This is a genomic window from Methylophilus sp. 5, assembly GCF_000515275.1.
Classification (GTDB): Bacteria; Pseudomonadota; Gammaproteobacteria; order Burkholderiales; family Methylophilaceae; genus Methylophilus.
This window is the reverse complement of record NZ_KI911560.1, coordinates 398543-424729: the sequence shown is the minus strand read 5'-3', so window position 1 is coordinate 424729 and position 26187 is coordinate 398543. Positions and strand designations below refer to the sequence as shown.

General features: G+C 51.5%; 29 protein-coding genes. 22 read left to right on the top strand and 7 right to left on the bottom strand.

Annotated features, from left to right (window positions below; genetic code table 11):
- Positions 1–27 precede the first annotated feature (27 nt).
- The 7 genes from METH5_RS0101845 to METH5_RS0101815 all read left to right on the top strand — a co-directional run bounded on the left by METH5_RS0101845 (position 28) and on the right by METH5_RS0101815 (position 5764).
- On the top strand, positions 28–624 hold the full coding sequence (locus METH5_RS0101845; protein WP_029146900.1) for an SRPBCC family protein: 597 nt from the start codon (positions 28–30) through the stop codon (positions 622–624).
- Positions 615–956 carry a hypothetical protein gene (locus METH5_RS0101840; protein ID WP_029146899.1) on the top strand — a complete coding sequence of 114 codons (342 nt, stop codon included), beginning with the start codon at positions 615–617 and terminating at the stop codon, positions 954–956. Before METH5_RS0101845 ends, METH5_RS0101840 begins: the two co-directional genes overlap by 10 nt.
- 26 nt (positions 957–982) lie before the next feature.
- Positions 983–1366, top strand: coding sequence for a thioredoxin family protein (locus tag METH5_RS0101835; RefSeq protein WP_029146898.1), 384 nt, complete (start codon positions 983–985; stop codon positions 1364–1366).
- A gap of 150 nt (positions 1367–1516) precedes the next feature.
- On the top strand, positions 1517–2473 hold the full coding sequence (locus METH5_RS0101830) for a beta-propeller fold lactonase family protein (RefSeq protein ID WP_036307473.1): 957 nt from the start codon (positions 1517–1519) through the stop codon (positions 2471–2473).
- Between the two features lie 186 nt (positions 2474–2659).
- Positions 2660–3622, top strand: coding sequence for a beta-propeller fold lactonase family protein (locus tag METH5_RS0101825; protein ID WP_029146896.1), 963 nt, complete (start codon positions 2660–2662; stop codon positions 3620–3622).
- A 127-nt stretch (positions 3623–3749) separates the two neighbouring features.
- Positions 3750–5129, top strand: a complete 1380-nt coding sequence (locus METH5_RS0101820; protein ID WP_029146895.1) for an ATP-binding protein — start codon at positions 3750–3752, stop codon at positions 5127–5129.
- A complete protein-coding gene (locus METH5_RS0101815; protein ID WP_029146894.1) occupies positions 5126–5764 on the top strand; it encodes a response regulator transcription factor in 639 nt (212 codons plus the stop codon). The genes METH5_RS0101820 and METH5_RS0101815 overlap by 4 nt, the downstream gene beginning before the upstream one ends.
- A gap of 89 nt (positions 5765–5853) precedes the next feature.
- Here METH5_RS0101815 and METH5_RS0101810 read toward each other — a convergent pair whose 3' ends face one another.
- A complete protein-coding gene (locus METH5_RS0101810) occupies positions 5854–6750 on the bottom strand; it encodes a LysR substrate-binding domain-containing protein (protein ID WP_029146893.1) in 897 nt (298 codons plus the stop codon).
- Between the two features lie 110 nt (positions 6751–6860).
- Between METH5_RS0101810 and METH5_RS0101805 the strand changes: the two genes are divergently transcribed.
- From METH5_RS0101805 to METH5_RS0101780, 7 genes are all read left to right on the top strand, one after another.
- Positions 6861–7550: a type 1 glutamine amidotransferase domain-containing protein gene (locus tag METH5_RS0101805; RefSeq protein WP_029146892.1), complete on the top strand. Its 690-nt coding sequence runs from the start codon at positions 6861–6863 to the stop codon at positions 7548–7550.
- Positions 7547–7840: a DUF1330 domain-containing protein gene (locus METH5_RS0101800; RefSeq protein WP_029146891.1), complete on the top strand. Its 294-nt coding sequence runs from the start codon at positions 7547–7549 to the stop codon at positions 7838–7840. Before METH5_RS0101805 ends, METH5_RS0101800 begins: the two co-directional genes overlap by 4 nt.
- 107 nt (positions 7841–7947) lie before the next feature.
- Positions 7948–8829, top strand: coding sequence for a DMT family transporter (locus METH5_RS0101795; protein ID WP_029146890.1), 882 nt, complete (start codon positions 7948–7950; stop codon positions 8827–8829).
- Between the two features lie 105 nt (positions 8830–8934).
- Positions 8935–9384, top strand: a complete 450-nt coding sequence (locus METH5_RS0101790) for a helix-turn-helix domain-containing protein (protein ID WP_029146889.1) — start codon at positions 8935–8937, stop codon at positions 9382–9384.
- The gene (locus tag METH5_RS0101785) at positions 9381–10118 is read left to right on the top strand and encodes a nucleotidyl transferase AbiEii/AbiGii toxin family protein (RefSeq protein ID WP_029146888.1); all 738 of its coding nucleotides are present in this window, start codon (positions 9381–9383) and stop codon (positions 10116–10118) included. Before METH5_RS0101790 ends, METH5_RS0101785 begins: the two co-directional genes overlap by 4 nt.
- A 165-nt stretch (positions 10119–10283) precedes the next feature.
- Entirely contained in the window at positions 10284–10355 is a 72-nt protein-coding gene (gene pqqA / locus METH5_RS15965) for a pyrroloquinoline quinone precursor peptide PqqA (protein ID WP_081624291.1), read from the top strand.
- Positions 10356–10537: 182 nt separating this feature from the next.
- Positions 10538–11353 carry a sulfite exporter TauE/SafE family protein gene (locus METH5_RS0101780; protein WP_029146887.1) on the top strand — a complete coding sequence of 272 codons (816 nt, stop codon included), beginning with the start codon at positions 10538–10540 and terminating at the stop codon, positions 11351–11353.
- A gap of 86 nt (positions 11354–11439) precedes the next feature.
- Here the strand turns inward: METH5_RS0101780 and pqqA (METH5_RS15580) are convergent, their stop codons facing one another.
- A complete protein-coding gene (gene pqqA, locus METH5_RS15580; protein ID WP_081624291.1) occupies positions 11440–11511 on the bottom strand; it encodes a pyrroloquinoline quinone precursor peptide PqqA in 72 nt (23 codons plus the stop codon).
- 237 nt (positions 11512–11748) lie between these two features.
- On the opposite strand from pqqA (METH5_RS15580), the gene METH5_RS0101775 reads away from it, so the two are divergent.
- The 4 genes from METH5_RS0101775 to METH5_RS0101760 all read left to right on the top strand — a co-directional run bounded on the left by METH5_RS0101775 (position 11749) and on the right by METH5_RS0101760 (position 15902).
- Complete coding sequence (locus tag METH5_RS0101775; RefSeq protein WP_029146886.1) at positions 11749–13380, top strand: alpha-D-glucose phosphate-specific phosphoglucomutase; 1632 nt, start codon at positions 11749–11751, stop codon at positions 13378–13380.
- A 33-nt stretch (positions 13381–13413) separates the two neighbouring features.
- Positions 13414–14967 carry a M48 family metalloprotease gene (locus METH5_RS0101770; protein WP_029146885.1) on the top strand — a complete coding sequence of 518 codons (1554 nt, stop codon included), beginning with the start codon at positions 13414–13416 and terminating at the stop codon, positions 14965–14967.
- Between the two features lie 36 nt (positions 14968–15003).
- Complete coding sequence (locus METH5_RS0101765) at positions 15004–15366, top strand: putative quinol monooxygenase (protein WP_029146884.1); 363 nt, start codon at positions 15004–15006, stop codon at positions 15364–15366.
- A gap of 92 nt (positions 15367–15458) precedes the next feature.
- Positions 15459–15902 carry a hypothetical protein gene (locus METH5_RS0101760; RefSeq protein WP_029146883.1) on the top strand — a complete coding sequence of 148 codons (444 nt, stop codon included), beginning with the start codon at positions 15459–15461 and terminating at the stop codon, positions 15900–15902.
- 39 nt (positions 15903–15941) lie between these two features.
- On the opposite strand, the gene METH5_RS0101755 is transcribed toward METH5_RS0101760, so the two are convergent.
- Genes METH5_RS0101755 through iscX form a run of 3 tightly spaced genes read right to left on the bottom strand, consistent with a single transcriptional unit; the run spans position 15942 to position 18070 of the window.
- A complete protein-coding gene (locus METH5_RS0101755; protein WP_029146882.1) occupies positions 15942–16457 on the bottom strand; it encodes a TIGR02281 family clan AA aspartic protease in 516 nt (171 codons plus the stop codon).
- An 11-nt stretch (positions 16458–16468) separates the two neighbouring features.
- Positions 16469–17875 carry a phosphomannomutase/phosphoglucomutase gene (locus METH5_RS0101750; RefSeq protein WP_029146881.1) on the bottom strand — a complete coding sequence of 469 codons (1407 nt, stop codon included), beginning with the start codon at positions 17873–17875 and terminating at the stop codon, positions 16469–16471.
- Positions 17876–18070 (bottom strand): Fe-S cluster assembly protein IscX, encoded by a 195-nt coding sequence (gene iscX, locus METH5_RS0101745; RefSeq protein WP_029146880.1) that lies wholly within the window; start codon positions 18068–18070, stop codon positions 17876–17878. It lies immediately after the preceding gene.
- Between the two features lie 157 nt (positions 18071–18227).
- On the opposite strand from iscX, the gene METH5_RS0101740 reads away from it, so the two are divergent.
- The 4 genes from METH5_RS0101740 to METH5_RS0101720 all read left to right on the top strand — a co-directional run bounded on the left by METH5_RS0101740 (position 18228) and on the right by METH5_RS0101720 (position 22767).
- Complete coding sequence (locus METH5_RS0101740) at positions 18228–20270, top strand: AsmA family protein (RefSeq protein ID WP_029146879.1); 2043 nt, start codon at positions 18228–18230, stop codon at positions 20268–20270.
- A 366-nt stretch (positions 20271–20636) separates the two neighbouring features.
- Positions 20637–21884, top strand: a complete 1248-nt coding sequence (gene glyA / locus METH5_RS0101730; protein WP_029146878.1) for a serine hydroxymethyltransferase — start codon at positions 20637–20639, stop codon at positions 21882–21884.
- A gap of 21 nt (positions 21885–21905) precedes the next feature.
- Entirely contained in the window at positions 21906–22370 is a 465-nt protein-coding gene (gene nrdR / locus METH5_RS0101725) for a transcriptional regulator NrdR (RefSeq protein ID WP_029146877.1), read from the top strand.
- A 19-nt stretch (positions 22371–22389) separates the two neighbouring features.
- A complete protein-coding gene (locus METH5_RS0101720; RefSeq protein WP_029146876.1) occupies positions 22390–22767 on the top strand; it encodes a hypothetical protein in 378 nt (125 codons plus the stop codon).
- A gap of 7 nt (positions 22768–22774) precedes the next feature.
- Here the strand turns inward: METH5_RS0101720 and METH5_RS0101715 are convergent, their stop codons facing one another.
- The gene (locus METH5_RS0101715) at positions 22775–23914 is read right to left on the bottom strand and encodes a phosphoserine transaminase (protein ID WP_029146875.1); all 1140 of its coding nucleotides are present in this window, start codon (positions 23912–23914) and stop codon (positions 22775–22777) included.
- On the bottom strand, positions 23911–26058 hold the full coding sequence (locus METH5_RS0101710) for a RimK family alpha-L-glutamate ligase (RefSeq protein WP_029146874.1): 2148 nt from the start codon (positions 26056–26058) through the stop codon (positions 23911–23913). Before METH5_RS0101710 ends, METH5_RS0101715 begins: the two co-directional genes overlap by 4 nt.
- Between the last annotated feature and the right edge of the window lie 129 nt (positions 26059–26187).

The following is a 26187-nucleotide window of genomic DNA, read 5'->3' as shown; positions in this document are numbered from 1 at the left end:
CCTCAGTTTTATTCAAAAGGAGTCAACATGAAGTGGTCTTTATTAGTCGTGACAATGCTGTTAAGTGCGAATGCGTGGGCACATGGGCCTACACCGCAAAAAACAGATGAGTCTATACAGGTGAATGCAACGGCTGAAGCCATTTGGCAGCGGATTAGCGCGCCTTGTGCCTTGGCACAATGGCATCCGCAAGTCACGGCCTGTGAGGCAGTCAACGACAAACAGCAAAAAATTACCCTCAAAAATGGCAAGCAACTGCTACAAGAGATTGATGAAGTGTCTGCCGCAGAGATGACTGTGGCTTACCGTTTGTCTGGCGAGATCGACCTGGAAGCACTGCCTGTGAGCTCACTGAACGGCAAGATCAAGGTCAGCGCCGATGGCAGCAACGCCAAAGTGGTATGGACTGCGCGTTATTACCGTGCGTTTACCGGTAATGAGCCGCCAGCCGGGCAAGATGACGAGTCCGCCAAACGTGCGGTGGATAGCTTTGTGAAAGACGGTTTGCAGGGCTTGAAAGACGGCCGCCAGAACGCGGCTGCCAATCAAAGCGGTTGGCGCAAAAAGGTCTGTGCCAGTTTGCGCCCGTTGTTTAAACGCATAGGGTCCACCTTGTGCGCCTGACCCTGCGACTGATCAGTGTCTGGCTGGTATGCGTGAGCATATCTGCCATTGCTGCCAGCGCAGCAGACTGGGTGACCTTGAGTGAAAGTGACGACAGCTTGTGCCTGGCGCATGGTGGCCAGCTGGTTTCGCTGCAACTCACAGCGGCGGCCATGGCTGATCAGACTGGTGACATTGAGGTGTGGGTCGATCGCTGGTTTATGCAGGTACAAACGGCAGACCATACCCGCCATGTGCTCAGCGCGCAGGTGCCAGAGGCCGAGTTAGGCTGTTCGCAGAGCATGGCCGGCCCACAGCATTGGACACTGAGTGTGATCAAACGCCTGCCATAGGCAGGCAACCGTTTTTAGGATATGCCATGAATACAAACAATCTCCATGCCATTGATAGCCAGGCTGCGTTTAACCAGCAGGTGGCTGACCATGATTTTATGATCGTGTTATTCACCGCTCAATGGTGTGACCCCTGCCAGACATTTGCGCCGCTTTTTGCCGACATTGCAGCGCAAACGCCGGCTATTGTGTTTGCCACCGCCGATGTAGACGTGGCGACAGACCTGGCGGCTAATTTTCAGGTCACGCAAGTGCCCGCGCTGATGGTGATACGTGAGCGCGTGGTGGTGGATATGCTGCGCGGCGCCATGCTGGCGCACGAGCTACAGCATCATCTGCGTATGTGGCAAGCCCTGGATATGTCAGCAATTAATGCCCATTTTTCTCAAAAAATGACCGCTGCAAGCTGATTGCAAGGCTTTGTTCCCCCGTTTTTTATGCACCGGCGCACAGTGAAAAAATCCCTGCTAGTTGCAGGAGACTGTCTCACGCCCTGAAGCAGATAAACCCCTATAGTTGATCATCGCTTAAGAAACATACCCTGAGAGTGGAGTGCTGTTTTGAGGCTGTTAAAAATTGCGTCGGCCTTGTGGTTATTGAGTATCAGCTTATGTGTGCAGGCCGCAGAGCTCGCTTATATCACTAACCAGGGCGACCATACGGTGTCGGTCATCGACCTGCAGCAACACACGGTGCTGACTACCTTGGCCGTGGGCAAAGCGCCAGTTGGCGTGGCCGTTGATCATCATCAGCAACAGGTGTATGTGAGTAATGTTGAAGGCCGCTCGTTGTCTGTGATTGATATGTTGAGCCAGCAGGTCACCCGCACGATTACATTACCCATTGCGCCAGTGGGCCTGGCCGTGAGTAACACCGGTCAGCATGTATACGTGGCAGACTGGTATCACGATCATTTGCTGGTGCTGGCCGCAGCTAGCGGGCAAGTATTGGCCAATATACAGGTAGGGCAAGCGCCGGGCGGCTTGCAGCTAGGCCTGGATGGCCGCACCTTGTATGTTGCCAACCGCGATAGCAACGATGTGAGTGTGATTGATACCCGTACCAACAAAGAGCGTTTGCGGGTCAAGGTTGGCCAGCATCCGTTTGGGTTGAGTTTAAGCGCCGACGGCCAGCAGTTGTTTGTAGTCAATGTGTACTCTAATACGGTCAGCGTGATTGAGACGCGCAGTCATCAGGTGGTGGCGACATTGCCGGTAGGCGCGCACCCGTATTGTGTGACGGAAGACGCTCGTGGCCAGCGCTTGTTTGTGAGTAACACCGGTGATGACAGCGTGAGCGTGATTGACCTGGTGAGTCGGCAAACCATACGCAAGATTCGTGTGCCGGGCACGCCGGAAGGCATTGCCTTTGACGCGCAGCACCAGCAAGTTTTAGTCGCCAGCTGGATGGATAACGTGATGGCGGTGATCGACAGCGAGCGCCTGGTGCTCAAAACAACGATTGCCGTCGGGTCACAGCCGCGGGCGTTTGGTGCATTTATCGGGCAAAGCCGCTAAAAACTGCTGGTGTCAGGAGTTTATCCTGATGAAATCGGGAAGGCTGCCGCTATTGATGCCGCCGTAGGATGTTTAAGATGCAACTGTCAATTTAAATTGCTGAATTTTAATTGATTTGCATAAAGTATATCTCCATGTTCAGGCCAGTTGTTGCAGCAACTGGTCGATTTTTTTGAAGGACACTCTATGCAACAAACACTGCAACAGCTCCTGTTCGCAGTCGCTTTAGCGATTGCCTGTTCCCCTGCTTTTTCCCAACCTTTTGCCTATGTGCCCAATGAAAAAGATGGCACGGTGTCGGTGATTGATACGTCCACTGATGCGGTGGTCAAGCGCTTGCCGCTCAAAGGCAAGCTAGGCAATAAAATTCAGGCGGCTGCCATTCATCCCAGTAATCAAAAACTATATGTGGTTGTGCGTGATAAAAACGCGGTGGCGGTGATTGATGTGGTGCAGGGCAAGCAAACCGCATTGATTAAAGTCGGTGACGAGCCTGAAGGCATTGATATTTCCCCGGATGGCAAGTTGCTGGCCGCCTGCCTCGAGGAAGAAAATGCGGTGTCACTGGTGGATCTGCAAAGCAACAAGTTAAAACATACCATCGCCACCCAGGGCAGAAACCCCGAGCATTGTGTTTTTTCACCTGATCAGCAATGGTTGCTGGCCAGCAATGAAGAAAGTAACGATGTCGATGTGATTAATCTCAACACACTCAAGTCTGAACATGTGATTGCTGCGACCAAACACCCGCGCGGCGTCGGCTTTAGCCCCGATGGCAAATGGGCGTATGTCGCGAACGAAGCAGCCAGCTTGCTTGAAATTGTGTCCACCGCGGATTGGAAAGTACAAGCCAATATCAAGGTTGGTTTGCGCTCTAACGGCGTTAAAGTAAATGCCGATGGCAGCCGGATTTATGTCAGCAATGGCGGCGATCACAATATCAGCGTTATCGACACGGCCAGCCGCCAGGTGATTGCAACCATTGCCGTCGGGCAGCGCCCCTGGAACATGGCGCTGACGCCGGACGGCAAAAAACTCTATGTCGCCAATGGCCGCAGCAACAGTGTGTCTGTGATTGATACCCAAACCAATCAGCGCTTAAAGGATATTGCCGTAGGCAACTTGCCTTGGGGTGTGGTGATCCACTAGTGCAGGCGATTAAGGCTGTGTAGTGCGTGTTTAAGTCTAGCCTCTTATAATGTCCTGGCACGCTTGGGCATGAATCGGGAAAAATTCCCGACAGTTTTTGGTGAATCGACTTTAAAATCCACACAGCATGATGAAATCTCTCAGCCTTCAGTTCAAACTTAACCTGATTATCACTTTGTTATTGCTTGGGTTATTACTCACCTGGGCGGTCTCTGTGATTAAAAATGCACGTGAAGACGTGTTGGCCGAGGTCGACTCCAGCACTAATTTGGTCATGCATTTGCTGGATGCTGAAATCGCGCATTACATGACGGATTTTGGCTGGTTGAACCCGAATGAAAAAGGCCAGACTAATCTGTTCAGGTTGGATGAGTTAACTAATATCCGCCATTTGAAAGTGGATTTTTTTGATATGCGAGGCCATTTGCGCGAGTCTAACCGCTCGTCGCGCATGGCGCATGCGGGTGAAGATCCGCCGACCTGGTTTGTGCGCCTGCTGGATATTTCCAGTGTACTCAATGAGCCCAAACGCAAAAATATCATTTTGAATGGGCGCTTTATTGGTGAGCTGGTGATTACGCCTGACCCCAGCTTTGAGCTGCGTGAAATTTGGGATGATACCTCTGGCTTGCTGGCAATTGTGGGCTTGTTCGGCCTGAGCGTATTGCTGTTTGTGTATTGGACAGTGCGCGCCACCTTTAAGCCAGTCAAACAGATTATTCATGGCCTGAACCAGATTGAGCGCGGTGAGTATCAAAGTCGTTTGCCTGGTTTTGAGCAGATTGAATTGAGCGAAATCAGTGACAAGTTCAATAGCATGGCCAGCACGCTGGAGCAAAGCATACGCAACAACCACCGTTTAACGCAGCAGATTATTCATCTGCAAGAAGAAGAGCGTAAAAAACTGGCGCGCGACCTGCATGATGAAATTGGCCAATATCTGACCGCCGTGCATGTGGATGCCAGTGCGCTGGTGGCGGCAAAAAAACTCAGTGTGGCGCGTGAGAGTGCACAGGCAATTGCGCAGATTACGCGGCAGATGATGGTGACTATCCAGGATATTCTGGCACGTTTGCGCCCGCGGGTGCTTGATGAGTTGGGGCTAAGCCTGGCGCTGGCCGAGTTGATTCATCACTGGCATGACCGTAACCGCGGCATCATGGTGGTCAACGCGATCTCCAACCACCTTTCGCAACACGATGAGGCTGTTTCTGTCACCATTTACCGTATTTTGCAAGAGTGCCTGACCAATATCAGCAAGCATGCGGCAGCCACTCGCGTGACCATAGAAGTGACAGAGGGCGAGCAAGGTCTTTATTTGATGGTAGAAGATGATGGACGTGGTTTTGATACCAGTGTGCAAAGTCGCGGCTATGGCCTGGCTGGCATGCAAGAGCGGGTAGAAGGCTTGATGGGTAGCATGAACATTACCAGTGCAGCAGGGCAGGGCACGCGTATCGAAGTCCGTTTTCACACAACAGAAGCATTTCAGAAAGCAGTGACATGACAGTCAAAGTAGTGTTGGTGGATGATCACACCGTGGTTCGTTCGGGGTTGCGTCGCTTGCTAGAGAGCCACAAGTCGATTGAAATTGTGGCCGAGGCCGATACCGGCGAATCTGCTTATCAGGTCTATGGCGAGATATTGCCGGATGTGATGTTAATGGATATTTCTATGCCTGGCATGGGCGGGCTCGAAGCCGCCAAACGTATTTTGCAACGCTATCCGCAGGCAAAAATCGTGATTTTCTCCATGCATGAGGCGGTGTCGTTTGCGGCGCAAGCGCTTAAAACCGGCGTCAAAGGCTATGTGACTAAAACCGGTGTGGCAGAGGATTTGGTGCAAGCTGTGCTGGATGTGGCGAAAGGCCGCACGTTTTTGAGTCAGGACGTGGCGCAAAAGGTGGCCTTGCAAACCTTGATTGGTGAAAGTAATCCTTTACAGCAACTCACCTCACGCGAGTTTGAGGTGTTCCGCTTGCTGGCAGAGGGCAAGCGTGTAGAAGAAGTCGCCGATATGCTCAAAATCAGCCAGAAAACAGTGGCCAATTATTACACCTTAATCAAACAAAAACTGTCGGTGAATAGCCCGGTGGAAATGGTCAGGCTGGCCATGAAACATGGCTTGATTGATGCCTCGTAATCATCACTAAAGTACTTGCGCCACTCATCATTGCTAAAGGGCTTGCGCTATTTCTTTATAACTAGAGGGCTCGCGCTAACTTGTTATTTCTACAGGGCTCGCGCCACTTCTTCAATCAATGACCGTAACCAGCGGTGCGCCGGGTCATGCCGGTATCTGACGTGCCAGGCGATATCGACCGGAAAAGTGCCAAGGTCGACTGGGGTAGGCAAAATCTTCAAGCGGGCATCATTCGCCAGGCGGCGGCAAATCTGAATAGGCAGTGTGGTGCAATAATCGGTGACGGCAATGACTTCCGGCACCGAGAGGAAATGTGTCACGGACACGGCTACCTCGCGCTTTAAACCATGCCGGTCTAATGCTTGAAACAACCCCGCGCGCGTGCGCCCTGGTGGCAATACATTGACGTGTTTGAGTTGTTCATATTGCGCTTTACTTATTTCAGTGCCTATTGTCGGGTGGTCCGCCCTGACCACGCACGCCAAGCGATCATCCATCAAGTGTTGCACAATCAGGTTGTCTGGCGGGTCGACGAAACGCCCCATGACCAGTGCCGTGCTGCCTGAGATGACGCCGGTTTCAGCCAGGTCATTGCCGTAAGGGGTAATGCGCAGCTTGATGCCAGGCGCCAGTACCCGTAATTTTGCAACCACCGCCGGAATCAGCACGTATTCAACATAACTATTGGGCGCAATGGTGAATAACAGGTTGGCGCTGGCCGGGTCAAAGGCCTGCTGTTCCAGCACGATTTCGTCCAGCTGGCCAATTGCTTGCATAATCACAGGCGCCAATGCCTCCGCTTTTTGCGTTGGCTGCATGCCATAACGTTCGCGAATAAAAAGCGGGTCGTGCAATATGTCCCGCAGGCGGTTTAGTGCATTTGATAGTGCTGGCTGCGTAATCCCGAGCCTATCCGCGGCGCGCGTCACGCTGCGCTCTTCCATCAACGCAATAAATACTCTTAATAAATTCAGGTCGTAGCGCATTTAACTATTCATTATGTGAATAACTAAAATATACATAATAAATTTCAAAAATGGAATCAAAGCGTTCATGATGGCTACACCAGATCACTTAATTTTGAAGGAGCGTTGAAATGAATATTCTGATTGTATTAACTTCGCACGATACGCTGGGTAATACCGGCCACAAAACCGGCTTTTGGCTTGAAGAGCTGGCAGCGCCTTATTATGCGTTTAAAGCAGCGGGTGCGCAGTTAACGTTGGCATCGCCCAAAGGCGGGCAACCGCCGCTGGACCCGAAAAGCAATGACCCTGCTTTTCAAACCGCAGACACAAAACGGTTTGAAGCCGATGCAGAAGCAGGCCAGGCCTTGGCGAATACCGTGCCATTAAGCGCGGTGTCACATGAGGCGTTTGATGCGGTCTTTTATCCAGGTGGCCACGGCCCGTTGTGGGACCTGGCGGAAGATAGCGATTCCATTACCTTGATTGAGTCGACACTCAATGCTGGTAAGCCCGTCGCGCTGGTTTGTCATGCGCCAGGCGTGTTGCGTCATGCCAAACAGCCTGATGGCAGCGCCTTAGTCGCAGGTAAAAAAGTTACTGGGTTCACCAACACCGAAGAAGAGGCTGTCGGCTTGACCAATGTGGTGCCTTTTTTAGTGGAGGATATGCTGACCAATCATGGCGGCCACTACTCAAAAGGGGCTGACTGGCAGCCTTATGTGGTCGAGGATGGCTTGTTGATTACCGGGCAAAATCCAGCATCGTCTGCCTTAGCGGCTGCGTCGCTGATTCAGTGGTTGCAAAAAAATAAATCATGAGTGCCTATGTGGTCATGCTGCGTGAGCAGACGACGAACCAGGCCGACATGGAGACTTATGCCAGCCATGCCCTTCTCGCCCGAGAGGGGCATGCGGTGACGCCGCTGGTCAGGTATGGCGCGTTGACTATCCTCGAAGGGCCGGCATTTGAAGGCTGTTTGATACATCGTTTTCCGACGGTTGAGGCCGCCGAAGCCTGGTATCACAGTCCGCAATATCAGCAGGCTGCCAGACATAGGCAGCATGGGGCGCAATATCGGGTCTTTATTGTTGAAGGCATTGATGACTGAGGCTGTACTTTATGGCGTTGTAATGTGAAGATGTGACCGGCGCTGGCATGTTGCCTGGTTGCAAGCGTGTCGGCACTGAATGCCTTGGATTGTATTGAGAACATAAAATGAGCAAGAGTAAAGTCTATTTGATGGCCATCATGGCAGCGATTTTCTGGGGAGCCAACTTTAACCTGGCGCGCCCGGTGATTGCTGAAATGGGGCCTTATATCGCAGGGGCTAGCCGTTATGTGCTGGCTGCAGTCGTCATGATTATCATCGCGCAGATCAGAAAAGACAGGATTCCTGTGCGCCATTGGCAAGCCTATTTAACGCTGGGGGTGGTCGGCGTGTTTGGGTTTAACCTGTTTTTCTTTTTAGGCATGGAAACTTCCTCTGCCATCAATGGCGCCCTGATCATGGCCTTGAATCCGTTGTTAACCGCTGTGCTGGGCTATGTGATTCTGAGAGACCGGCCAAGCAACCAGCAATTAATCGCTTTTCCAATCGGTATTGCGGGCGTGGCGATTGTGGTTTTGGGCGCAGGTGCGCAACTGACTATTTCGGCCGGGGATATTTATATTTTGATTGCTTCGCTCAATTGGGCGCTCTATAACGTATTGGTTAAAAAAATGATGCCAAAAAATGTGAGCGGTATTGCGAATACTGCAGGCATCATGAGCGTTGGCGCGCTGGCCTTGACCCTCGCGGCATTATGGCATGGCGATCATTTCGTGTTGCCGACCGTGCATGCAGGGGCCGCGCTGTTAATGATGTCGCTAGGCGGCGGGGTGCTGGCTTACCTGTTCTGGAACGCCAGTATTTCAACGCTGGGGCCCTCAAAAGCCGCCATTTTTATGAACCTGGTGCCAGTCACCACTATGGTGATTGCTGCATTTGAGCATATGCCACCTAACCATGCGCAGCTGATAGGCGCCATGCTGGTCATCAGCGCAGTCACCTTTAGCTCGGTGTCACTGTCTAAAGCTGCTGAAAGATGGCGGGAGTAGTCCACCTTTAACGGCGCCTCGGTCCATTCTATGTATGCAAGATAACTATCTGCAAACCATATATTAATTCTTTACATCCGCTATTTTGTATGCATAATGTATTGTATGAGGCACATTAATTTTGCAAATCAATTTAAAGCACAACGCATTGCAGCTGGTCTTACTCAGGAGGATATGGCTGAGAATGCACACGTCACAAGAATGAATGTGCATGATTTAGAAACGGGCAAGAACGTTGGTTTTCACATAGTGGCTAAGATAATGGCGGCTTTAAATCTTGAACTGACTAAAAAGAACACGCTAGAAACAGTAGAAAAAGCCAGGTTAGGCGCAATAACGAAGAAGAGAGTAAGAATCCCCAGGGTTGATGGCACAACGTATCCTCAATTGCGCTTATTGTTATGGGACAGGAGTAATAAAAATCTGACAGAAAAGGAGGCTTTTTATATCTATGAGAAGAATGCGAGATATTTAGAGCATGATACGCTCACGCCTGAAGAAGCAACGTTTTTAGATAGACTTACCCATAAATATGGCAACGGAGTCATGCTATGAAGCTCGTGCGTCATCATCATATAAGAATCATGTCTGTTCTACAGAGTTTCAATACTGAAATCATGCGCGCTGCAGAATGCTACTTTGGCGGTGGAACTGCAATCGCACTCATGATTGATGAGTATCGGACATCCGTTGATATCGATTTTTTGTGTTCAAGCCGGGAGGGATACTCCGACCTTCGAGAGTTAGTCCATCAAAAGGGCATAGAGGGTTTGTTCCTTCAGGACACCCCAGTGCAGTTGCGAAGCCCTCGAATAGATAAAGAGGGCATCCGAACTATATTTGAGGTTGAAGGCCAACCAATAAAATTTGAAATCGTTTCAGAGGGAAGAGTTGATCTAAAAGGTGAAGCATCAGATCTTCCACTGCCGACGTTATCAAAAGCGTGTTTGTTTGTAGAAAAGTTAATGGCTAATGCGGATCGGGGAATGGATAAGTCTGGCTTAAGTAAAGACTTTTTAGACTTGATTATGATGCAGCACAAGTGGGGTGAAATACCAGATAGCGCTTTGCTCACTGCGAGAAAAGCCTATAAATCAGCCGTTGCCGATTACTATGAAAAGGTTTTTAATTTACTGGAAAAGGACAGGGCACATTTGGCGTATTGCTTTGATCGGTTAGATATTAATGAAAAGGGAGTAGAAATAATCTCTGATTATTTTATGAATAAAGACAACGCTAATTATATAAGGCGAAGACTGCAGGCGATCGATTCAACGCATCCAATGTGATTGGACTTTAATGCGGGCATATTCATTTGCATGAGGCGCGTTTCATGAAATTCCCTAAACCCTGTTCATGATCCGCAATAGCAGGATTCTTTGTGCCTGGGCCGATAATACATTCACACGAGCCAGACATGGGGTCGGTTCGGGGAAACAAACAAGGAGATCATTATGTGGACTAAACCAGCTGCTACCGAAATGCGTTTCGGCTTTGAAGTAACCATGTACGTGATGAACAAGTAACTTCGTTCATCTGTGTTCAGAAAGCCCGGCAGCCTAGGCCGGGTTTTTTGTTGGCTAATTAAAAAAGAAGGTTAGTCAGCCTGGCAGATTCAATATTCACTTGGCAATCATTAACAGCACAAGCAAAGCAAAGATTACCATTGAGCAGGTATACTGTTGCGCTTTCAACGGATGAGTGTCGCATGGATTGGATACAACTATTTTTTGAGCAATATGCTTTGTTTTGCCTGATCGGCGTGATCGTTGGTGTATTGTCAGGCTTGCTCGGTATCGGCGGCGGCATTGTGCTGGTGCCTATGCTGCATGCCATGCTGGTTGCTAAAGGTTTTTCGGCCGATGCGGCGTTTCATATGGCGCTGGCGACGTCGATGGCGTGCATTGTGTTTACTTCGCTCTCCAGCATCCTCGCGCATCATAAAAACCAGAATATTGTCTGGCATTATGTCTGGGCCATGGTGCCAATGGCGTTTATGGGCTCTTTACTGGCAACGCTGGTGGCGATTCACCTGGATGCGTTTTACTTGACGCTATTTTTTGCCACATTTACTTTTTTTGCCGCGACTCAACTGTTTCTTGACCGTAAACCGACTCAGCACAAAGTGCCAGGCAAGATTGAAATCAGCCTGGTGTCATTGTTGATTGGTATGGTGTCTGCGCTGGTGTCGATTGGCGGCGGCACGTTGACTGTGCCTTATCTCGCCATGCGTAATGTGTCGGTCAAGCAGGCCATTGGCACCTCAGCTGCGTTGGGGTTCCCGATTGCATTGGCGAGCACGGTGAGTTATTTGCAAGACGCCGTCCGACAGTCTAGCCATGCGCCCGATACTTTTGGTCTGCTTTATTTACCTGCCATTATGCTTATCACCCCGCTTAGCGTATTGTTTGCCCCAGCGGGCGTGGCCTTGACCAAGCGCTTGCCGGTCAAAGTCTTAAAGCGCATTTTTGCGGTCTTTTTGATGGGCGTGAGTCTTAATCTGTTGTGGTCGCAATTTGCTTGATCGCTGATAAGGCAGGCAACAAAAAACCGCCGAAATTCGGCGGTTTTTTGTTCAGCGCAATCTTGTGACTTAACACAAAACGCTGATTATTTGTTCATAACGTACATTGTCACTTCAAAGCCAAAACGCATTTCAGTAGCAGCTGGTTTAGTCCACATAATAATCTCCTTGGGTTGTTTGGGAGTACATCGTGTGATGCACTTGTATGACTCTCACTATACGCCGCTGTTGCAAAATGACCCTGAAGTGAATCCGTAAAAACGGCTCATGATTTTACGTAGTTTGATGACGCGTAAAAGATAAAAAGTGTGAAGGAATCGGCACAATTGCAAAAAAACTGACATGAATTTGTAATACAATCGAAGCAGTCCATTAATACAAAAGAGTGTGCTTGCATGTCGATTCAAACTGTCGCAACCAATCCCTTTTCTGACCAAAAACCAGGCACTTCGGGCCTGCGTAAAAAAGTACGGGTGTTTCAACAGCCGCACTACCTGCAAAACTTTGTGCAGAGTATTTTTGACACGCTGGAGATCCCGGCGAATGCCGCGCTGACCCTGGGTGGTGATGGCCGCTTTTTTAACAAAGAGGCGATTCAGGTCATTATTAAAATGGCGGCTGCCAATGGCTTTGCCAAAGTGCTGGTCGGGCAAAACGGTATTCTTTCAACGCCTGCGGCCTCCCACATCATCCGTAAATACCAGACCTTTGGCGGCATTATTCTCTCGGCCAGCCATAATCCAGCCGGGCCAGACGATGACTTTGGCATCAAATACAACACCAGCAACGGTGGGCCGGCGCCAGAAAAAATCACCGACGCCATTTTTGCCAACAGTAAACAGATTACGCAATACGCACTGGCCGATTTACCTGAGGTGGATTTATCCAGCATAGGCGTGACCACGCTGGATGGTTTTGTTGTTGAAGTGATTGATTCGGTGGCTGACTACGCTGACCTGATGCAAAGCATGTTTGACTTTGCAGCGATTAAGCGCTGGCTGGCGGCAGGCCATAGCTTGCAGTTTGATGCCATGCATGCCGTGACCGGGCCGTATGCCAAAGTGATTTTGGGCGAGCGTCTGGGCGCACCGGCCAGCAGCCTGATGAATTGCGAAGTGTCTGAAACCTTTGGTGGTGGTCACCCGGACCCCAATCTGACCTATGCTGAAGACCTGGTGAAAATTGCTTACGGCACACAAGCGCCTGATTTTTCGGCCGCGTCTGATGGTGACGGCGACCGCAATATGATTTTGGGTAACCACTTTTTTGTGACCCCTTCTGACAGCCTGGCGCTGATTGCCGCCCATGCCAAACTGATTCCGGCCTATGCACAAGGCTTATCTGGCGTGGCGCGCTCCATGCCGACCAGCGGCGCTGTAGACCGTGTGGCGGCCAAACTGGGGATCGACTGCTACGAAACACCGACCGGCTGGAAATTTTTTGGCAACCTGATGGATGCTGGCCGTGTGACGCTGTGTGGTGAAGAAAGTTTTGGCACGGGTAGTGATCATGTGCGCGAAAAAGATGGCTTGTGGGCAGTGCTGTGCTGGCTCAACTTGCTGGCAGTGACCGGTGAAAGCGTCGAGTCATTAGTGCGCAAACACTGGCAAACTTACGGCCGCAATGTGTATTCACGCCATGATTACGAAGGCGTGCCTACCGAGCCTGCCAATGCCGTGATCGCGCATATCAAAGTGCAATTTGCCAGCTTGCCGGGTCAAGTGTTTGGCAGCTATACCGTGAAAACAGTGGATGATTTCAGCTATACCGACCCTGTAGATGGCTCAGTCAGCACCGGCCAGGGTTTGCGTATTTTATTCGCTTGCGGCTCGCGGGTGGTGATTCGCTTGTCAGGTACTGGCACGGAGGGCGCAACGATTCGTGTGTACCTTGAAGCGTTTACTGAGGATGCCGCCCAGCAGCAGCTAGATGCACAAGAGGCACTGGCTGAACTGATCACCGTCTCACACCAGATTTCGCAACTGCCGCAGCTCACCGGCAGGCAGCAACCAACGGTAATCACCTAACAATAATAGCCGCGGGGAAATGGCTGCATGACAATGATTAAAAAAAGTATTCTTTGCCCGGTGGTGTTATCTGCAGGTTTACTGGCCTGTGGCGTCAATCCGGTGACTAAGGAACGCGAGTTCCAGTTTGTGTCGCAAGACAAAGAGATTCAGCTCGGTCAGCAAAACTATAGCCCGGCACGGCAGTCGCAAGGTGGCGATTACACCCTGGACGCAGAACTGACCCGTTATGTGCAGCAAGTTGGGCAAAAGCTGGCCGCAGTGTCTGATCGACCTGATTTACCTTATGAGTTTGTGGTGCTGAATGACTCGGTGCCCAATGCGTGGGCGATGCCAGGTGGCAAGATCGCTTTTAACCGTGGTTTGCTCTATGAGCTGCACAGCGAAGCAGAGCTGGCGGCGGTGCTAGGCCATGAAATTGTACATGCCGCTGCGCGTCATGGCGCCAAAGGCATGGAGCGCGGCATGTTTATGCAAGGTGCCATGCTGGCGGTGGGCTTGGCGACGCGTGACTCTAATTACGCCAATCTGGTGGTGGGTGGGGCGCAGCTGGGGGGACAATTGATCTCCAGCAAATATGGTCGTGATGCCGAGTCAGAATCTGACCACTATGGCATGAAATATATGAAACTGGCCGGTTATGACCCGGCTGCGGCCGTTATTTTGCAAGAGACGTTTGTGCGCTTGAGCGAAGGCAAGCGGCAAGACTTTATTGCTGGCTTGTTTGCCAGCCATCCGCCGTCACAAGAGCGTGTGGATGATAACAAGAAAACGCTGGCAGAACTGGGCGCTGGCGGCGACATGGGCAAAGAAGTGTACGCGCAAAAAATCGCCAAACTGATGGCGACGCGTGAGGCTTATAAAGCCTACGATGAGGGCAAAGAAGCCTTGCAAAAAGGCGATGCGGAAAAAGCCAAAACCTTGGCCAAAAAGGCGATGAGTCTGGAGCCGCGCGAACCACGTTTTCAGGAGTTGCTGGGTGATATTGCGCTGACCAAAAAGAATACCACCGAAGCACTGGCGTTTTACGATAAAGCGATCCAGATGCAGCCTGACTACTTTAAGCCTTATGTGCAAAGTGGCATAGCCTTGTTTAATGAGGGTAAAAAAGCGCAGGCCGAACCTTTCTTGAAAAAAGCCAACGCCTTGCTGCCTACTGCGCCAGGCTATGCCTTGCTAGGCCAGATTGCCGAAGGCCGCGGCGAGACCTCGCTGGCCTTGCAGCATTACCAGCTCGCTGCCAGTTCGGATTCCGAGATTGGCAAAGAGGCCGCTGGCCGTGCCATGCGTATAGATTTACCACGCAACCCCGCGCGCTACCTGCCTTCAGGGCCGTTGGCAGATAACACTGGTATGGTGTATGCCGCGGTGCAGAACAATAGCAGCGTGCAGGTTGGCCGGGTGCAGGTACGTATGTTGCAATACGATAGCCGTGGCCGCCTGGTCGACCAAAGCCGCTCTATGCTGATTAATGGCGGTATCGCACCTGGCAAGCGCGGCTCGGTGGCGACTGGTGTACGCATTCAGGATCAGGCTGCATTGCAGTTTTTCCGGGTGGTGGTTGAAGGTGCCGAGCTGGCGAATTAATCACCGTTCTGATTTTTAAGCGAATATTTTTACTTCATGGCCACGTCAGATACCTGCTGTTCAGTTTCCCCTTATTTTGAAATTCACCCTGGCAAGGCTGATGCTTTTCGCGCCATCTGTGAAAAATATGTGGCATGGTCATCCCGTGAACCGGGCTGCTTATACTATGGCTTTAGTTTCAATGGCGACCTCGCACACTACCGCGAAGGCTTTGAGAATGCGGCGGCTTTGTTAGCGCATATTGAAAACCTGCGCCCCATTTTGCATGAGATGGGTGAGGTCTCTCAACTGGTGCGTATTGAGGTGCATGGGCCAGAGGCGGAGTTGGCAACGCTACGTATAGCGCTGGCTGGCATGAGTCCGCAGTGGTTTGTGCTGGAGTATGGTATTAGAAAGTAAGGCTGCTCAACATGGCTTTGCCGCTCAAAATCTGCTAATGTCTCGCTCAATTGGGTTAACCAATTTTTACTTAATAATTTGAAAGAATAAGAATGAATATAATAAAAAAAATCGCTAGCGCCGGTTTAGTTGCGTTAGCAATCACTGCCTCTGGTTGTTCAACCATGCAAGATGTTGTCAAAGTGAAACAAAGTGGTGCAGAAGGGACAACGCAAAATTATGCTGTGACCGAAGCGCAAGCTTGGGAAATTGCCAAAACAGTATTCAGATGGGAAGGGGCTGATGCGATTGAAGAGCATAGAGACCAGCATTACATGCTCACCAGTAGCGGTGTGAACCTGGTGTCATGGGGTGCCGTCATGGGTGCCTGGGTAGAGCCGGTGAAAGATGACGACACCAAAGTGACTGTCGTGACCAAGCGTCGTGTCACAGTCAACGTGGCAACCACATTAACCGAAACGACTTTTCATAAACGTTTTGCACAGGCTGTGAGCATCATCAAGCAAGGTAAACCATTGCCTGCTGAAGCGCCTTAATCTTTGCGTGCGGGCAACTGGGTTGCCCGCGCAAATCACTTACTTTTCTGCTTCTCCATCCCGTATCGTCATCACTCCTCGATACAACCTCACATCCATCCTGCCCAAGAAACTCATGCCGAGCAAGGCATCGCCTTCTAGCCCCGGCGAAATGGTAGCCGCCACATCCTGCGCGACAACACCCCCCAATTGCACGCTTTTTAAGCGCACCAGGTAAGACACGGCATTGCCATTGGCGGTGTGGGTGTTAATGGCATCGCGGCTGACTAGCCCTAAACGGTCAGCGACATGCTGTGAAATGGCGACGCCGGTGGCGCCAGTGTCGACCAGTACGCGCACGCGCTCGCCGTTAATCAGGGCTTCGGCGCTGTAGTGGCCATCGGGCCCGCGTTTGAGGCTGACGACTTTTGGCTGGCCGATTTGCTCTAGCGTGTTGGGGTGTTGTACGCGGTCAACCAATAGCCACACCAGTGCGGCCAGGCCTAACCAGGTGAGGGTATATAGCAGACTGCGTCCGCGTGAATAGAGTCTTTGAGTAGCATGGCGCATGCTCATTCAATGGAGGCTTAAAAAGGAATTTTCAAGTCTGGGTTGGCCTGGCTTAATACTTGTTTAAACACTTGTTGAATACGGCTTAATGCGGCCTCGCTGTCTGCTTCAAAGCGCAGCGTGAGCACCGGTGTGGTGTTTGATGCGCGGATCAGGCCAAAGCCATCGGTATATTCCACACGTAAGCCATCAATGGTGATGATGTCTATGGCATCCTCGAACTGGGCTGATTGTTGCAGGGCGGCGATAAAAGTGTGCGGCTCACCCTCTTGCATGGCAATCTGCAGTTCTGGGGTGTTAATGCTATCGGGCAAGGCTTCGAGCACAGCGCTGGCATCGGGGCCACGGCTGACGATTTCGAGTAATCTGGCTGCGCTGTACAGGCCGTCATCAAAGCCAAACCAGCGTGGCTTACCTTGTTTGGCATCGTTAAAAAACAGGTGGCCAGAGAGCTCGCCGCCAATGGCTGCGCCGGTTTCTTTTATTTTGGCTTTCATTAATGAGTGGCCGGTTTTCCAGATTACCGGTTTGCCGCCGTGCTCGCGTATAAACGGCGATAAACGGCGGGTGGACTTCACGTCAAACACCACCTTGCTGCCTGGCTGTTCTATCAGCACGTCTTCAACAAACAGCATCAATTGGCGGTCACTGCGGATGATTTGGCCAGACTTGGTGACGACGCCCAGACGGTCTCCGTCGCCATCAAAAGCGACGCCGATGTCGGCATCGCCCGCCTGTAATGTGTTAATGACATCTTGCAGGTTTTTTGCGTCGACCGGGTCCGGGTGATGGTTAGGGAAGTGGCCGTCGACCTCGCAAAACAAGGGCTCAACCTCGCAGCCCAGTGCTTTAAATAAGGCCGGAGCATAGGCGCCAGCAACGCCGTTGCCGCAGTCGACCACCACACGCATTGGGCGTACAAGTTGGATGTCTGACACAATGGCTGCCTGGTAGGCCGGATAAATATCGAAAAATGATTGCTTGCCCGGCGCTTGTGGCGGCACAAACTGCTGCTGGATAATGCGTTGCTTGAGTGCCTGAATAGCATCACTACTGAGTGTTTCGCCAGCAATGACTATTTTCAGGCCGTTGTATTGTGGCGGGTTATGGCTGCCAGTCAGCATGACACCACTGCTGGTTTGTGCCAGATAATGCGTCGCAAAATACAGCATGGGGGTGGTGACCATGCCCAGGGCAATGACGTTGGTGCCAGTGTCTGCAATGCCTTCAGTGAGCGCGGCAGCCAAGGTGGGGCTGGATAAGCGGCCATCGTAACCGACGCACAGGCTGTGCTCACCGTGCGCTTGCGCCAATGTGCCCAGCGCCAGCCCAATCTGGCGCACAATCTCTTCTGTCAGCGTGTCACCGACGATGCCACGGATATCGTAGGCTTTGAAAATGGACGCGGGCAGAAAAGTGGTCATTTACTCGGCTTCTTCTATCCAGGCCAGTTGAATCGCTTCGAGGATTTTTTCACCGCAATGCGCAGCCTCATCATCAAAGCCATCGAGTTCCAGCACCCATTGCATCAGGTCAGTAAAGCGGATGGTTTTCGGGTTCACCTCGGGGTATTTGTCATACAGGTCTTCAGCAATCCGCTGGCTGTCGGTCCATTTCATTGTCATCACTCCATTTTTTAAGGACATTAGCATGTTAAGGGTATTCGTCGCCTTATTATAACTGACAGCCAGCGCCGGATTTGACAGAATCCACCTACGCGCGTGTCAGACTGGCGGGACTGGTCAGGCGCTAAGATCAACGGCATGATGGCAAGTTATGAATGAGACCGAGATAACAACAAAAAAATCTGCAACTGTCACCAAGTGGGTCGCTGGTAGTTTGCTGGCGCTGATACTGGCTGTTGTCACCTGCGAAATAGCTGGCTGGCCTTTTTTGCGTCAACCTTTGCAACAGTTGTTGCAAGATAAGTTGCACCGTTCGGTGCAGATTGAACGGCCGTTTCACTTGCAATTGCTGGGTGGCATGCGCTTGCAGGTAGGCGGGCTAACCCTCTCGGCACCAGCCGGCTTTGATGCGCCTTATTTTGTGAACGCGCATGGACTGGATTTATCCTTGCGCTATCGTGATCTGTGGTCGTTAAAAGAAGGCGATCCTTACCGCATCCAGGCCATTCGTGCCGATCAACTCAATGCTTATTTAATCCGCCATGCGGACAAGCAAGCGACTTGGGATTTTGAGCTGGAGGATAAAAGCCCGCCACGTCCTTTTCCACTTATTGAGCAACTGGCTGTGAACCAGGGGCAGGCTAAGGTAAATGATGCCGTGGCCAATGCACAGCTGGCCGTGACCTTTTTTACCGAAGAGGGGCAGCATCTGACAGCGCCTGAATCTAGCGTGAAGGTCGATGGCAAACTGCGCAAGTTGCCTTTGCAAGGGGCACTGGTCACGCAGGGCTTTTTGCCGGTTGCCACACAAGGCAAAGACTCAGCTCCGATTAACTCACAAGGCTGGTTAAAGTATGGCGCCGTGAATGTGAAGTTTCGTGGGGCAGTGGCTGACTTGTTTGGCACGCAGCGCGTCAAAGGGCAGGTGGATGTCAGCGGACCTTCGTTGGCAGATGTGGGCGATTTGCTGGACATGACTTTTCCGCGCACTTCTGCGTTCAAGGTGAGCGCAGAGGTTGAAAAGGGCGTCGATCAATGGCGGGTCAATATTCCTTTCGCGCACATCGGGCATAGCCGGTTATCCGGGCAGTTTGTCTATGATCTGGCCCCTGAAACGCCCATGCTGAGTGGCAAGTTGCAAGGGTCACTATTGATGCTGGCTGACTTGGCGCCTGCCTTTGGCGCTGCCCAAGACCATACGGCTAATGCCCACCCTGGCAAGCTGTTCCCGGATGAATCGCTGGATTTTAGTAGCTACGGGCGCATGAATGCCGATATTGATGTGCATCTGGATGCGGTGGATTTAGGTCACGCGTTTAAACAGCGCATTGCCCCGTTGAAGTTGCGCTTAACGCTGATTAAACATAAATTAAGCTTGGCTGAACTCGAAGCCAGTACAGCGCAGGGCACGTTATCTGGTGCGCTGAGTATTGATGCGCATGACTCCAGTAATGCTGATTTATCGCCGCCACCGGCACCAGAGTGGGATATTCAATTGGCGGTGCGTGATATTCGCCTGGAGCAATGGCTTAAAGTGACACCAGACGCCAAAAAAACACCAGGCAAACAACCTTCGGCCCAGCAATCGTCAACCAACCCGGCACCGGCGTATATCTCAGGTAAGTTAAATGGCAAAGCTAAGTTACAAGGGCGCGGGCGCTCCACGGCAGCGTTGCTTAAGTCACTGGATGGTCAGTTGGCGCTGATGGTGCGTCAAGGTGAAATTTCACATTTGGTGGTAGAAGCTGCAGGCCTCGATATTGCGCAAGCGGTTGGCGTGCTGATCAAAGGCGATCAGCCCTTACCCATGCAATGTGCGGCGATGGGCTGGCATGCCAAACAAGGTGTGCTAACGCCTGATGCGGCCTTGATTGACACCCCAGTGACCACCGTTACGGTGCAAGGCGAGGTAAACCTGGGGCAGGAGCAACTTAATCTTAAACTACAGGCTAACCCTAAAAATTTCTCACCCTTTACCGTGCGTTCGCCCATCTTGGTGACCGGGCCCTTTGTTGACCCTCAAGTATCACTCAGCCCAGGCCCGATTGCTGCGCGTGTCGCTGGTGGCGTGTTGCTCGCGCTACTTAATCCTTTTGCGGCAATTCTGCCGTTTCTTGACCCCGGTAGTGCATCTGAAGTGGCCGATGACGGCTGCCAGCATACGCTGCAACAGCTTAAGACGCGCCAGCATTAGCTTTGGTCGGCGCCATAAAAAAAGAACCCAACCGAAGTTGGGTTTAGGGAGCGATTTTGGAGATATACGCTTACGGTTACTACTAAGCATAAGCTGTGCCATGTTTTGTAATTACATTTAAATCAATAAGATAGCTTGTTTTTTAAGTTTTTATACCTGCTGCTGGTTCAGCAACTGTTTGATTGTTTGCACCGATTTGGTGCAGTGCGTGCAATGCTGGCGCATCTATTCTTTGTAGACGCCCAATGACTGTTTCTATCACCAAAAAAGAGTATGTCTTTCGCTGACTGACGCTAAAGGTGCATGCCATGGTCGCCTCATGGTAAAATTACGCTTTATTGTTATTGATACGGAAACTTGATCGTCATGTTTAGCTTTTCAAGAAACTTAAGCGTTGCAGACCCAGCTTTGGCCACAATGATTTCTTCCGAAGTCGAACGTCAGCATCAACATATCGAGCTGATTGCCTCAGAAAACTACACCAGCCCGGCGGTGATGGAAGCGCAAGGCTCGCAATTGACTAACAAGTATGCAGAAGGCTATCCAGGCAAGCGTTTTTACGGTGGCTGTGAGTTTGTTGACCAAGTGGAGCAATTGGCGATTGACCGCCTGAAAGCGCTCTACGGCGCTGAGTATGCCAACGTGCAGCCGCACTCTGGTTCACAAGCCAACCAGGCCGTGTATTTTTCTATTTTGAAACCAGGCGACACCGTGATGGGCATGAACCTGGGCCACGGCGGTCACTTGACGCATGGTTCACCTGCTAACCTGTCCGGTAAGTTGTTCAACATTGTGCCTTACGGCCTGAACGACAAAGAAGAAATCGACTACGACGAGATGGAGCGTATTGCCATCGAGTGCAAACCAAAATTGCTGATTGGTGGCGCTTCTGCTTATGCGCTGCGCTTTGACTGGGCACGCATGGCCGAAATCGCCAAAAAAGTCGGTGCTTATTTCATGGTCGATATGGCGCACTACTCTGGCCTGATTGCCGCCGGTGTGTACCCTAACCCGGTGCCACATGCTGACTTCGTTACTTCTACTACGCACAAAACCTTGCGCGGCCCACGTGGCGGTATCATCATGGCTAAAGCCGAGTTTGAAAAGTCAATCAACTCCAACGTGTTCCCAAGCTTGCAAGGTGGCCCGTTGATGCACGTCATCGCCGGTAAAGCGACCGCTTTTCTAGAAGCGGCACAGCCTGAGTTCAAGGTGTATCAAGAGCAAGTGCTGAAGAACGCTAGCGCAATGGCCAAAACCCTGGCTGCACGTGGCCTGCGCATTATCTCTGGCCGGACTGAGTCACACGTGTTTTTGGTCGACCTGCGTCCTAAAGGCTTGACCGGTAAAGCGGCTGACGCTTTCCTGGGCCAGGCGCACATCACCGTCAACAAAAACGCGATCCCTAACGATCCTGAAAGCCCATTCGTGACTTCTGGTATCCGCATTGGTTCGCCAGCGATTACCACGCGTGGCTTTAAAGAAGCTGAAGCCGAGCAAGTGGCTAACTTGATTGCCGACGTGCTGGACAACCCGGAAAATGCAGAAGTGATTGCCGCAGTGAAAGCCAAAGTGCACGCCTTAGCCGACCAGTTTCCGGTATACGGCAAGTAATCTCTACGGCCATTTTTAGCCATGAAATGTCCTTTTTGCGGTGCTGACGATACGCAGGTGGTGGATTCCCGACTCAATGAGGAGGGAAACTCTATCCGCAGGCGTCGTCGCTGCCAGGTCTGCGATAAGCGCTTTACTACCTACGAAACGGCAGAGTTGCATCTGCCGCAAGTGGTTAAGCAAAATGGCAACCGTGAAGAGTTCAAGCGCGAAAAGTTGCGCGTGTCATTCACACGTGCGCTGCATAAGCGTCCGGTGCCTACCGAATATGTGGATAAGGCCATGGACAGGATTATTCAAAAAGTACTCGGCTTGGGCGTGCGCGAAGTGCCTGCGCGCCTGCTGGGTGAAACGGTGATGCAAGAGTTAAAACAGATGGATCAGGTGGCGTATATCCGCTTTGCTTCTGTGTATAGAAGCTTTTCGGATGTGGATGATTTCCATAACGCTATCCGTGACCTGGATGTAACCGATAGCGATACATAATCCGAAAGGCGGCGGGGGCATGAAACTGATCAAGTTGTCTGCAATTGCGTTAGCGGTATTCACTGTGATTCTCACCATTGTGTTTTTTACCTGGTGGGCGTTTAAAGATCAAGCGGTGTTTGGCAGTGACAAGTTTGAGCAGACACGCTGGATGGAACTTGCCAATACGGTGCAAAAAGAATGCCGCCGCGGTGATATGGCCTACGATCTGAAAAACCACATTTTGATCCGTGGCGCCAAAAAAGAAGCGGTGATGGCGTTGCTGGGACGCCCTAGTCTTGAAGATGCCAATGCCCTGGAGTATGACCTTGGCAAGTGCATGCATGTGTACCATGCCTTGCGCATTTATTTTGACCAAGATGGGCGTTTAACCCATAGCCAAATCTCATCTCACTAACCGCATGTTAAGCGTAGGCAGGCGATGAGGCTACAGTAGCTGTTGTCGCTTTATAGCGCTGACGAAATGTCTGCATAAATGCCGCCAGCTGCTCAGCGGCTGCAATCTCTAATCCGTTATAAATCGAAGCACGGATGCCACCTATGCTGCGGTGGCCATTCAAGCCTGAAAAGCCAGCCAATTGTGCTTGCTGAAAAAACGCTTGCTCAATCTCGGCGGTTGGCAAATTAAACACCACATTCATCTTAGAGCGGTCGGCCACGGCCGCACGTCCACGGTAAAAGTCGGCGTGGTCGTCCAGTACCTGATACAAACAGTCTGCCTTGGCCTGGTTGCGTTTGGCCATATTGTGCAAGCCGCCCATTTCATCACGTAACCAGCGCGTGACCAGCAAGACACTATAAATCGCAAACACCGGTGGCGTGTTGTAAATAGAGTGCGCATCGGCTTGGGCGTGATAGTTGATAAAGCCTGGTAAATCATCAGGCAGGCTATTCATAAAGTCATCGCGCAGAATCACCACGGTGACCCCGGCCGGGCCGATATTTTTCTGCGCATGGGCGTAGATCATGGCGTAGCGGTTAAAGTCACCAGGCGCAGACAACAGGTCTGACGACATATCACAGATGCGCGGCACGTCGTCGCGGCCAGGCACGCGGTGAAACTGCAAGCCTTCTACCGTCTCATTCGATATGTAGTGAAAATAAGCGGCATCTTTAGAGAGCTGTAACTCGGCATCTGTAGGCAAACGGCCAAATTGGTCCGCTTTACCGCTCCAGGCCAATTGCAATTTTCCGGATTTCTCCGCCTCATTAATCGCCTTGCCGCTCCAGTAGCCACTATGGATGTAGTCTGCCGACTGCCCATGGCGTAGCAAACTCATCGGCAACATCGAGAATTGCTGGGTGGCACCGCCCTGCATCATCAGCACGCGCGTGGTTTGCGGCAAACCCATTAAGTGACGGATATTGTCTTCCAGCTCATGTACCACTTGCGCAAACCATTCAGAGCGATGGCTGATGCCTAAAATAGACAAGCCGACTTCTGGCACACACAGCATAGCGGTGTGCAATTGTTGTAACACGCTTTCAGGCAGGGCACCAGGGCCGCCAGAAAAGTTGAGTTGATTGGCATTTAGTTTCATCATGCGCTCTCCAATAAAGGTTGCGGCTGTAATGCATATAAATATTGCTCAAAGGCTTGCTGTAATTTGCCGATCTGCCCAGCTTTAAACGGGAACAGGCTGGCAGAGTCCATGGCGTGGACGGCCATGATGTGGTCGATTTCAAATACCAGTAATTGGCCGTCTTGGGTTTCAGCGCAATCTATGCACAAGTAGTCGAGCTGCAAACGCTGGTAAATGGCGGCTAGCGCCGATTGGTGGCGCGTGGCAAAGCTGGCAAAATTTTGCATAAATGCGCCTTCTTCCGCCCGCTTGTCGGCAGAGTCGTACATGCCGGCATTGACGTAATGCACCATCCAGTCACTCGAAATCGCCATGTGGCAAATAAACGGCTGGCCGCACAGCATGGCAATACGGTATTTACGAAACTGGCCATCCTGGCTGCTGTAATCGACAAAGCGCGATACAAAAAAGGCAGTGCTTTGGACTTGTTTTAAATAGTCTGCCAATTCGGTAGGCTGTGTGATTCTGGCGAGGTCATTACCGGCCTGCGAACCCACCGGGCGAATAATTAATGGCAAGCTAGGTAAGGCATTCGGGTCAGCTACGTCTACTGGGCGTTGCATGCTCAGACGCGTGACCACCTGGCTGCGGGTCAATTTGTGTGTGCGTGGCATATCCAGGCCGGTGATGCCTTGTAATAGCTCACTTAACTGGTCGCGGTTGACGTTAGGCAGCAGGTGCGGCGGGTTAATCACTGGTCGTGCATGATCAAGCAGGCTGGCTTGTACCGCCAGCAACAACGCGCGGTTGGCCTGGCTATCTGAGAGGGCGACCATCACCGCGTCATGCACAGGCATAGGGGATGGCAAAGGCTGCTCGACCGACGCGTAGTAATAAAGTAGCTCGACCGGGCTGTTTTCCAGCAAACAATCAATCGGGGTGTTTTCAGACAAATCGCCTGGCGTCATAATCATCAGCAAGCGGAAGCGTGGCGGCTGACAGTTGGCCGGGCGGCGGTATAGCCGTTGCAAGGATAATGCTTGTTCCTGAATTGCGAGGCCCATGTCGCGCATTTTCAAGCATAAAAAGCCAATGGCCAGGTTCATCCACAAGATGGCATTTTCCTGATCCTGATTGGCCTGTACCAATAGCGATTGTGCATGCGACCGCAAGTCTGCGCCGTTGAGGCTCATGCGTAGAAAAGGCGCGAGCCCTTGAAACGTATGGCTTGCATCATTATGAGCTAAGGCTTCAAGCAAGTTTTGCATGTAACGCTTTTTTTCGCTGGTACGGGGCGACGCCCAGAAATCATCACTGCGATAGACCGGGCTGCCGCCAATTGTCAGCTGCATGTGGTATGGCTGCCCCAGTAATTCTGTATGCACATAGGTGGCAAAGCACTCGGCAAAGTCTTCTTGTACATCCATGCTGGCGTATAAGGTGGGAAACGACGTTCTGGCCAGGTCACGGTACAGGTCTAATGCCTGGCTTGCGTGCAGTGTCGGCTGGCGATAGAAGCTGATCTTCTCCCGATGCGGAAAATTTTGTTCTGGCCGGATAGCCTTGCTGCCACTGGTTTGCCAGCTTAGCTTGCTAAAGTTGCCTGCCAGCTTGGGTAACGAGAATGACCAGTCCTGCGGACAGAGGTCCGTCATCGTGGCCAGTATATGGCCGAACTCATGCAATAGCAGAAAGCGCAGTGCCTGTATGCGATGATCGTTTTCCGGCGCGGCGATCTCTACACTGATTTGAACCTGCGGGTCTGCAATAAAGGCTGAGTTTTCTTTCCAGCTGGCCCAGGCATTTGCCGAGGTATGCGCAAATGCCTGACTGTCGAGCACAATAATAAAGCCAATATTGTTACTGCCATCCCCTAGTGCAACCATGTCGGTAAAGCCCGAAGCATCCAGGCCGCTGGCAAAGAAAATACCGAGTATGGATTTGCTCAATGTATCCAGCAGGCTCTCAGGGAGCGGTGCCAGTGCCTGCGCAAGGTCGTTCTGCCAGTCTGTGCTTGAGGCCAGCTCCACGGGTTCAGCTAGCCCGTGCGTGCGGCCATATTCTGAGAGGAAGTCTTGCAAGTCAGTGGTGGGCGGGCTCAGGCGTGTATGCAGTGGTTGCGCATACAGGGCCAGCCATGGATTGGGATCGGCGATATAAATCATAGCCCAGTGTAGCGCCCTCACGCGCGCGGTCTAAGCTTAAAAAAACTGGCAAATACCACGGTATTCGACAGTTCGCGCTTGTGCGTGAGTCTAGGTGCTCAAAAAAAGCGGTGTTGTGTACAAAAAAAC

Coding starts and splice junctions, on each gene's coding strand:
- METH5_RS0101785 (WP_029146888.1), top strand. CDS start 9,381: ATGAAGCTCGTGCGTCATCATCATATAAGAATCATGTCTGTTCTACAG.
- METH5_RS0101765 (WP_029146884.1), top strand. CDS start 15,004: ATGGCCACGTCAGATACCTGCTGTTCAGTTTCCCCTTATTTTGAAATT.
- METH5_RS0101805 (WP_029146892.1), top strand. CDS start 6,861: ATGAATATTCTGATTGTATTAACTTCGCACGATACGCTGGGTAATACC.
- METH5_RS0101820 (WP_029146895.1), top strand. CDS start 3,750: ATGATGAAATCTCTCAGCCTTCAGTTCAAACTTAACCTGATTATCACT.
- METH5_RS0101815 (WP_029146894.1), top strand. CDS start 5,126: ATGACAGTCAAAGTAGTGTTGGTGGATGATCACACCGTGGTTCGTTCG.
- METH5_RS0101720 (WP_029146876.1), top strand. CDS start 22,390: ATGAAACTGATCAAGTTGTCTGCAATTGCGTTAGCGGTATTCACTGTG.
- METH5_RS0101800 (WP_029146891.1), top strand. CDS start 7,547: ATGAGTGCCTATGTGGTCATGCTGCGTGAGCAGACGACGAACCAGGCC.
- METH5_RS0101795 (WP_029146890.1), top strand. CDS start 7,948: ATGAGCAAGAGTAAAGTCTATTTGATGGCCATCATGGCAGCGATTTTC.
- METH5_RS0101845 (WP_029146900.1), top strand. CDS start 28: ATGAAGTGGTCTTTATTAGTCGTGACAATGCTGTTAAGTGCGAATGCG.
- METH5_RS0101790 (WP_029146889.1), top strand. CDS start 8,935: ATGAGGCACATTAATTTTGCAAATCAATTTAAAGCACAACGCATTGCA.
- METH5_RS0101750 (WP_029146881.1), bottom strand. CDS start 17,875: ATGACCACTTTTCTGCCCGCGTCCATTTTCAAAGCCTACGATATCCGT.
- METH5_RS0101770 (WP_029146885.1), top strand. CDS start 13,414: ATGATTAAAAAAAGTATTCTTTGCCCGGTGGTGTTATCTGCAGGTTTA.
- METH5_RS0101810 (WP_029146893.1), bottom strand. CDS start 6,750: ATGCGCTACGACCTGAATTTATTAAGAGTATTTATTGCGTTGATGGAA.
- METH5_RS0101710 (WP_029146874.1), bottom strand. CDS start 26,058: ATGATTTATATCGCCGATCCCAATCCATGGCTGGCCCTGTATGCGCAA.
- nrdR (WP_029146877.1), top strand. CDS start 21,906: ATGAAATGTCCTTTTTGCGGTGCTGACGATACGCAGGTGGTGGATTCC.
- METH5_RS0101760 (WP_029146883.1), top strand. CDS start 15,459: ATGAATATAATAAAAAAAATCGCTAGCGCCGGTTTAGTTGCGTTAGCA.
- METH5_RS0101715 (WP_029146875.1), bottom strand. CDS start 23,914: ATGATGAAACTAAATGCCAATCAACTCAACTTTTCTGGCGGCCCTGGT.
- iscX (WP_029146880.1), bottom strand. CDS start 18,070: ATGAAATGGACCGACAGCCAGCGGATTGCTGAAGACCTGTATGACAAA.
- METH5_RS0101825 (WP_029146896.1), top strand. CDS start 2,660: ATGCAACAAACACTGCAACAGCTCCTGTTCGCAGTCGCTTTAGCGATT.
- METH5_RS0101740 (WP_029146879.1), top strand. CDS start 18,228: ATGAATGAGACCGAGATAACAACAAAAAAATCTGCAACTGTCACCAAG.
- METH5_RS0101755 (WP_029146882.1), bottom strand. CDS start 16,457: ATGAGCATGCGCCATGCTACTCAAAGACTCTATTCACGCGGACGCAGT.
- METH5_RS0101775 (WP_029146886.1), top strand. CDS start 11,749: ATGTCGATTCAAACTGTCGCAACCAATCCCTTTTCTGACCAAAAACCA.
- METH5_RS0101780 (WP_029146887.1), top strand. CDS start 10,538: ATGGATTGGATACAACTATTTTTTGAGCAATATGCTTTGTTTTGCCTG.
- glyA (WP_029146878.1), top strand. CDS start 20,637: ATGTTTAGCTTTTCAAGAAACTTAAGCGTTGCAGACCCAGCTTTGGCC.
- METH5_RS0101835 (WP_029146898.1), top strand. CDS start 983: ATGAATACAAACAATCTCCATGCCATTGATAGCCAGGCTGCGTTTAAC.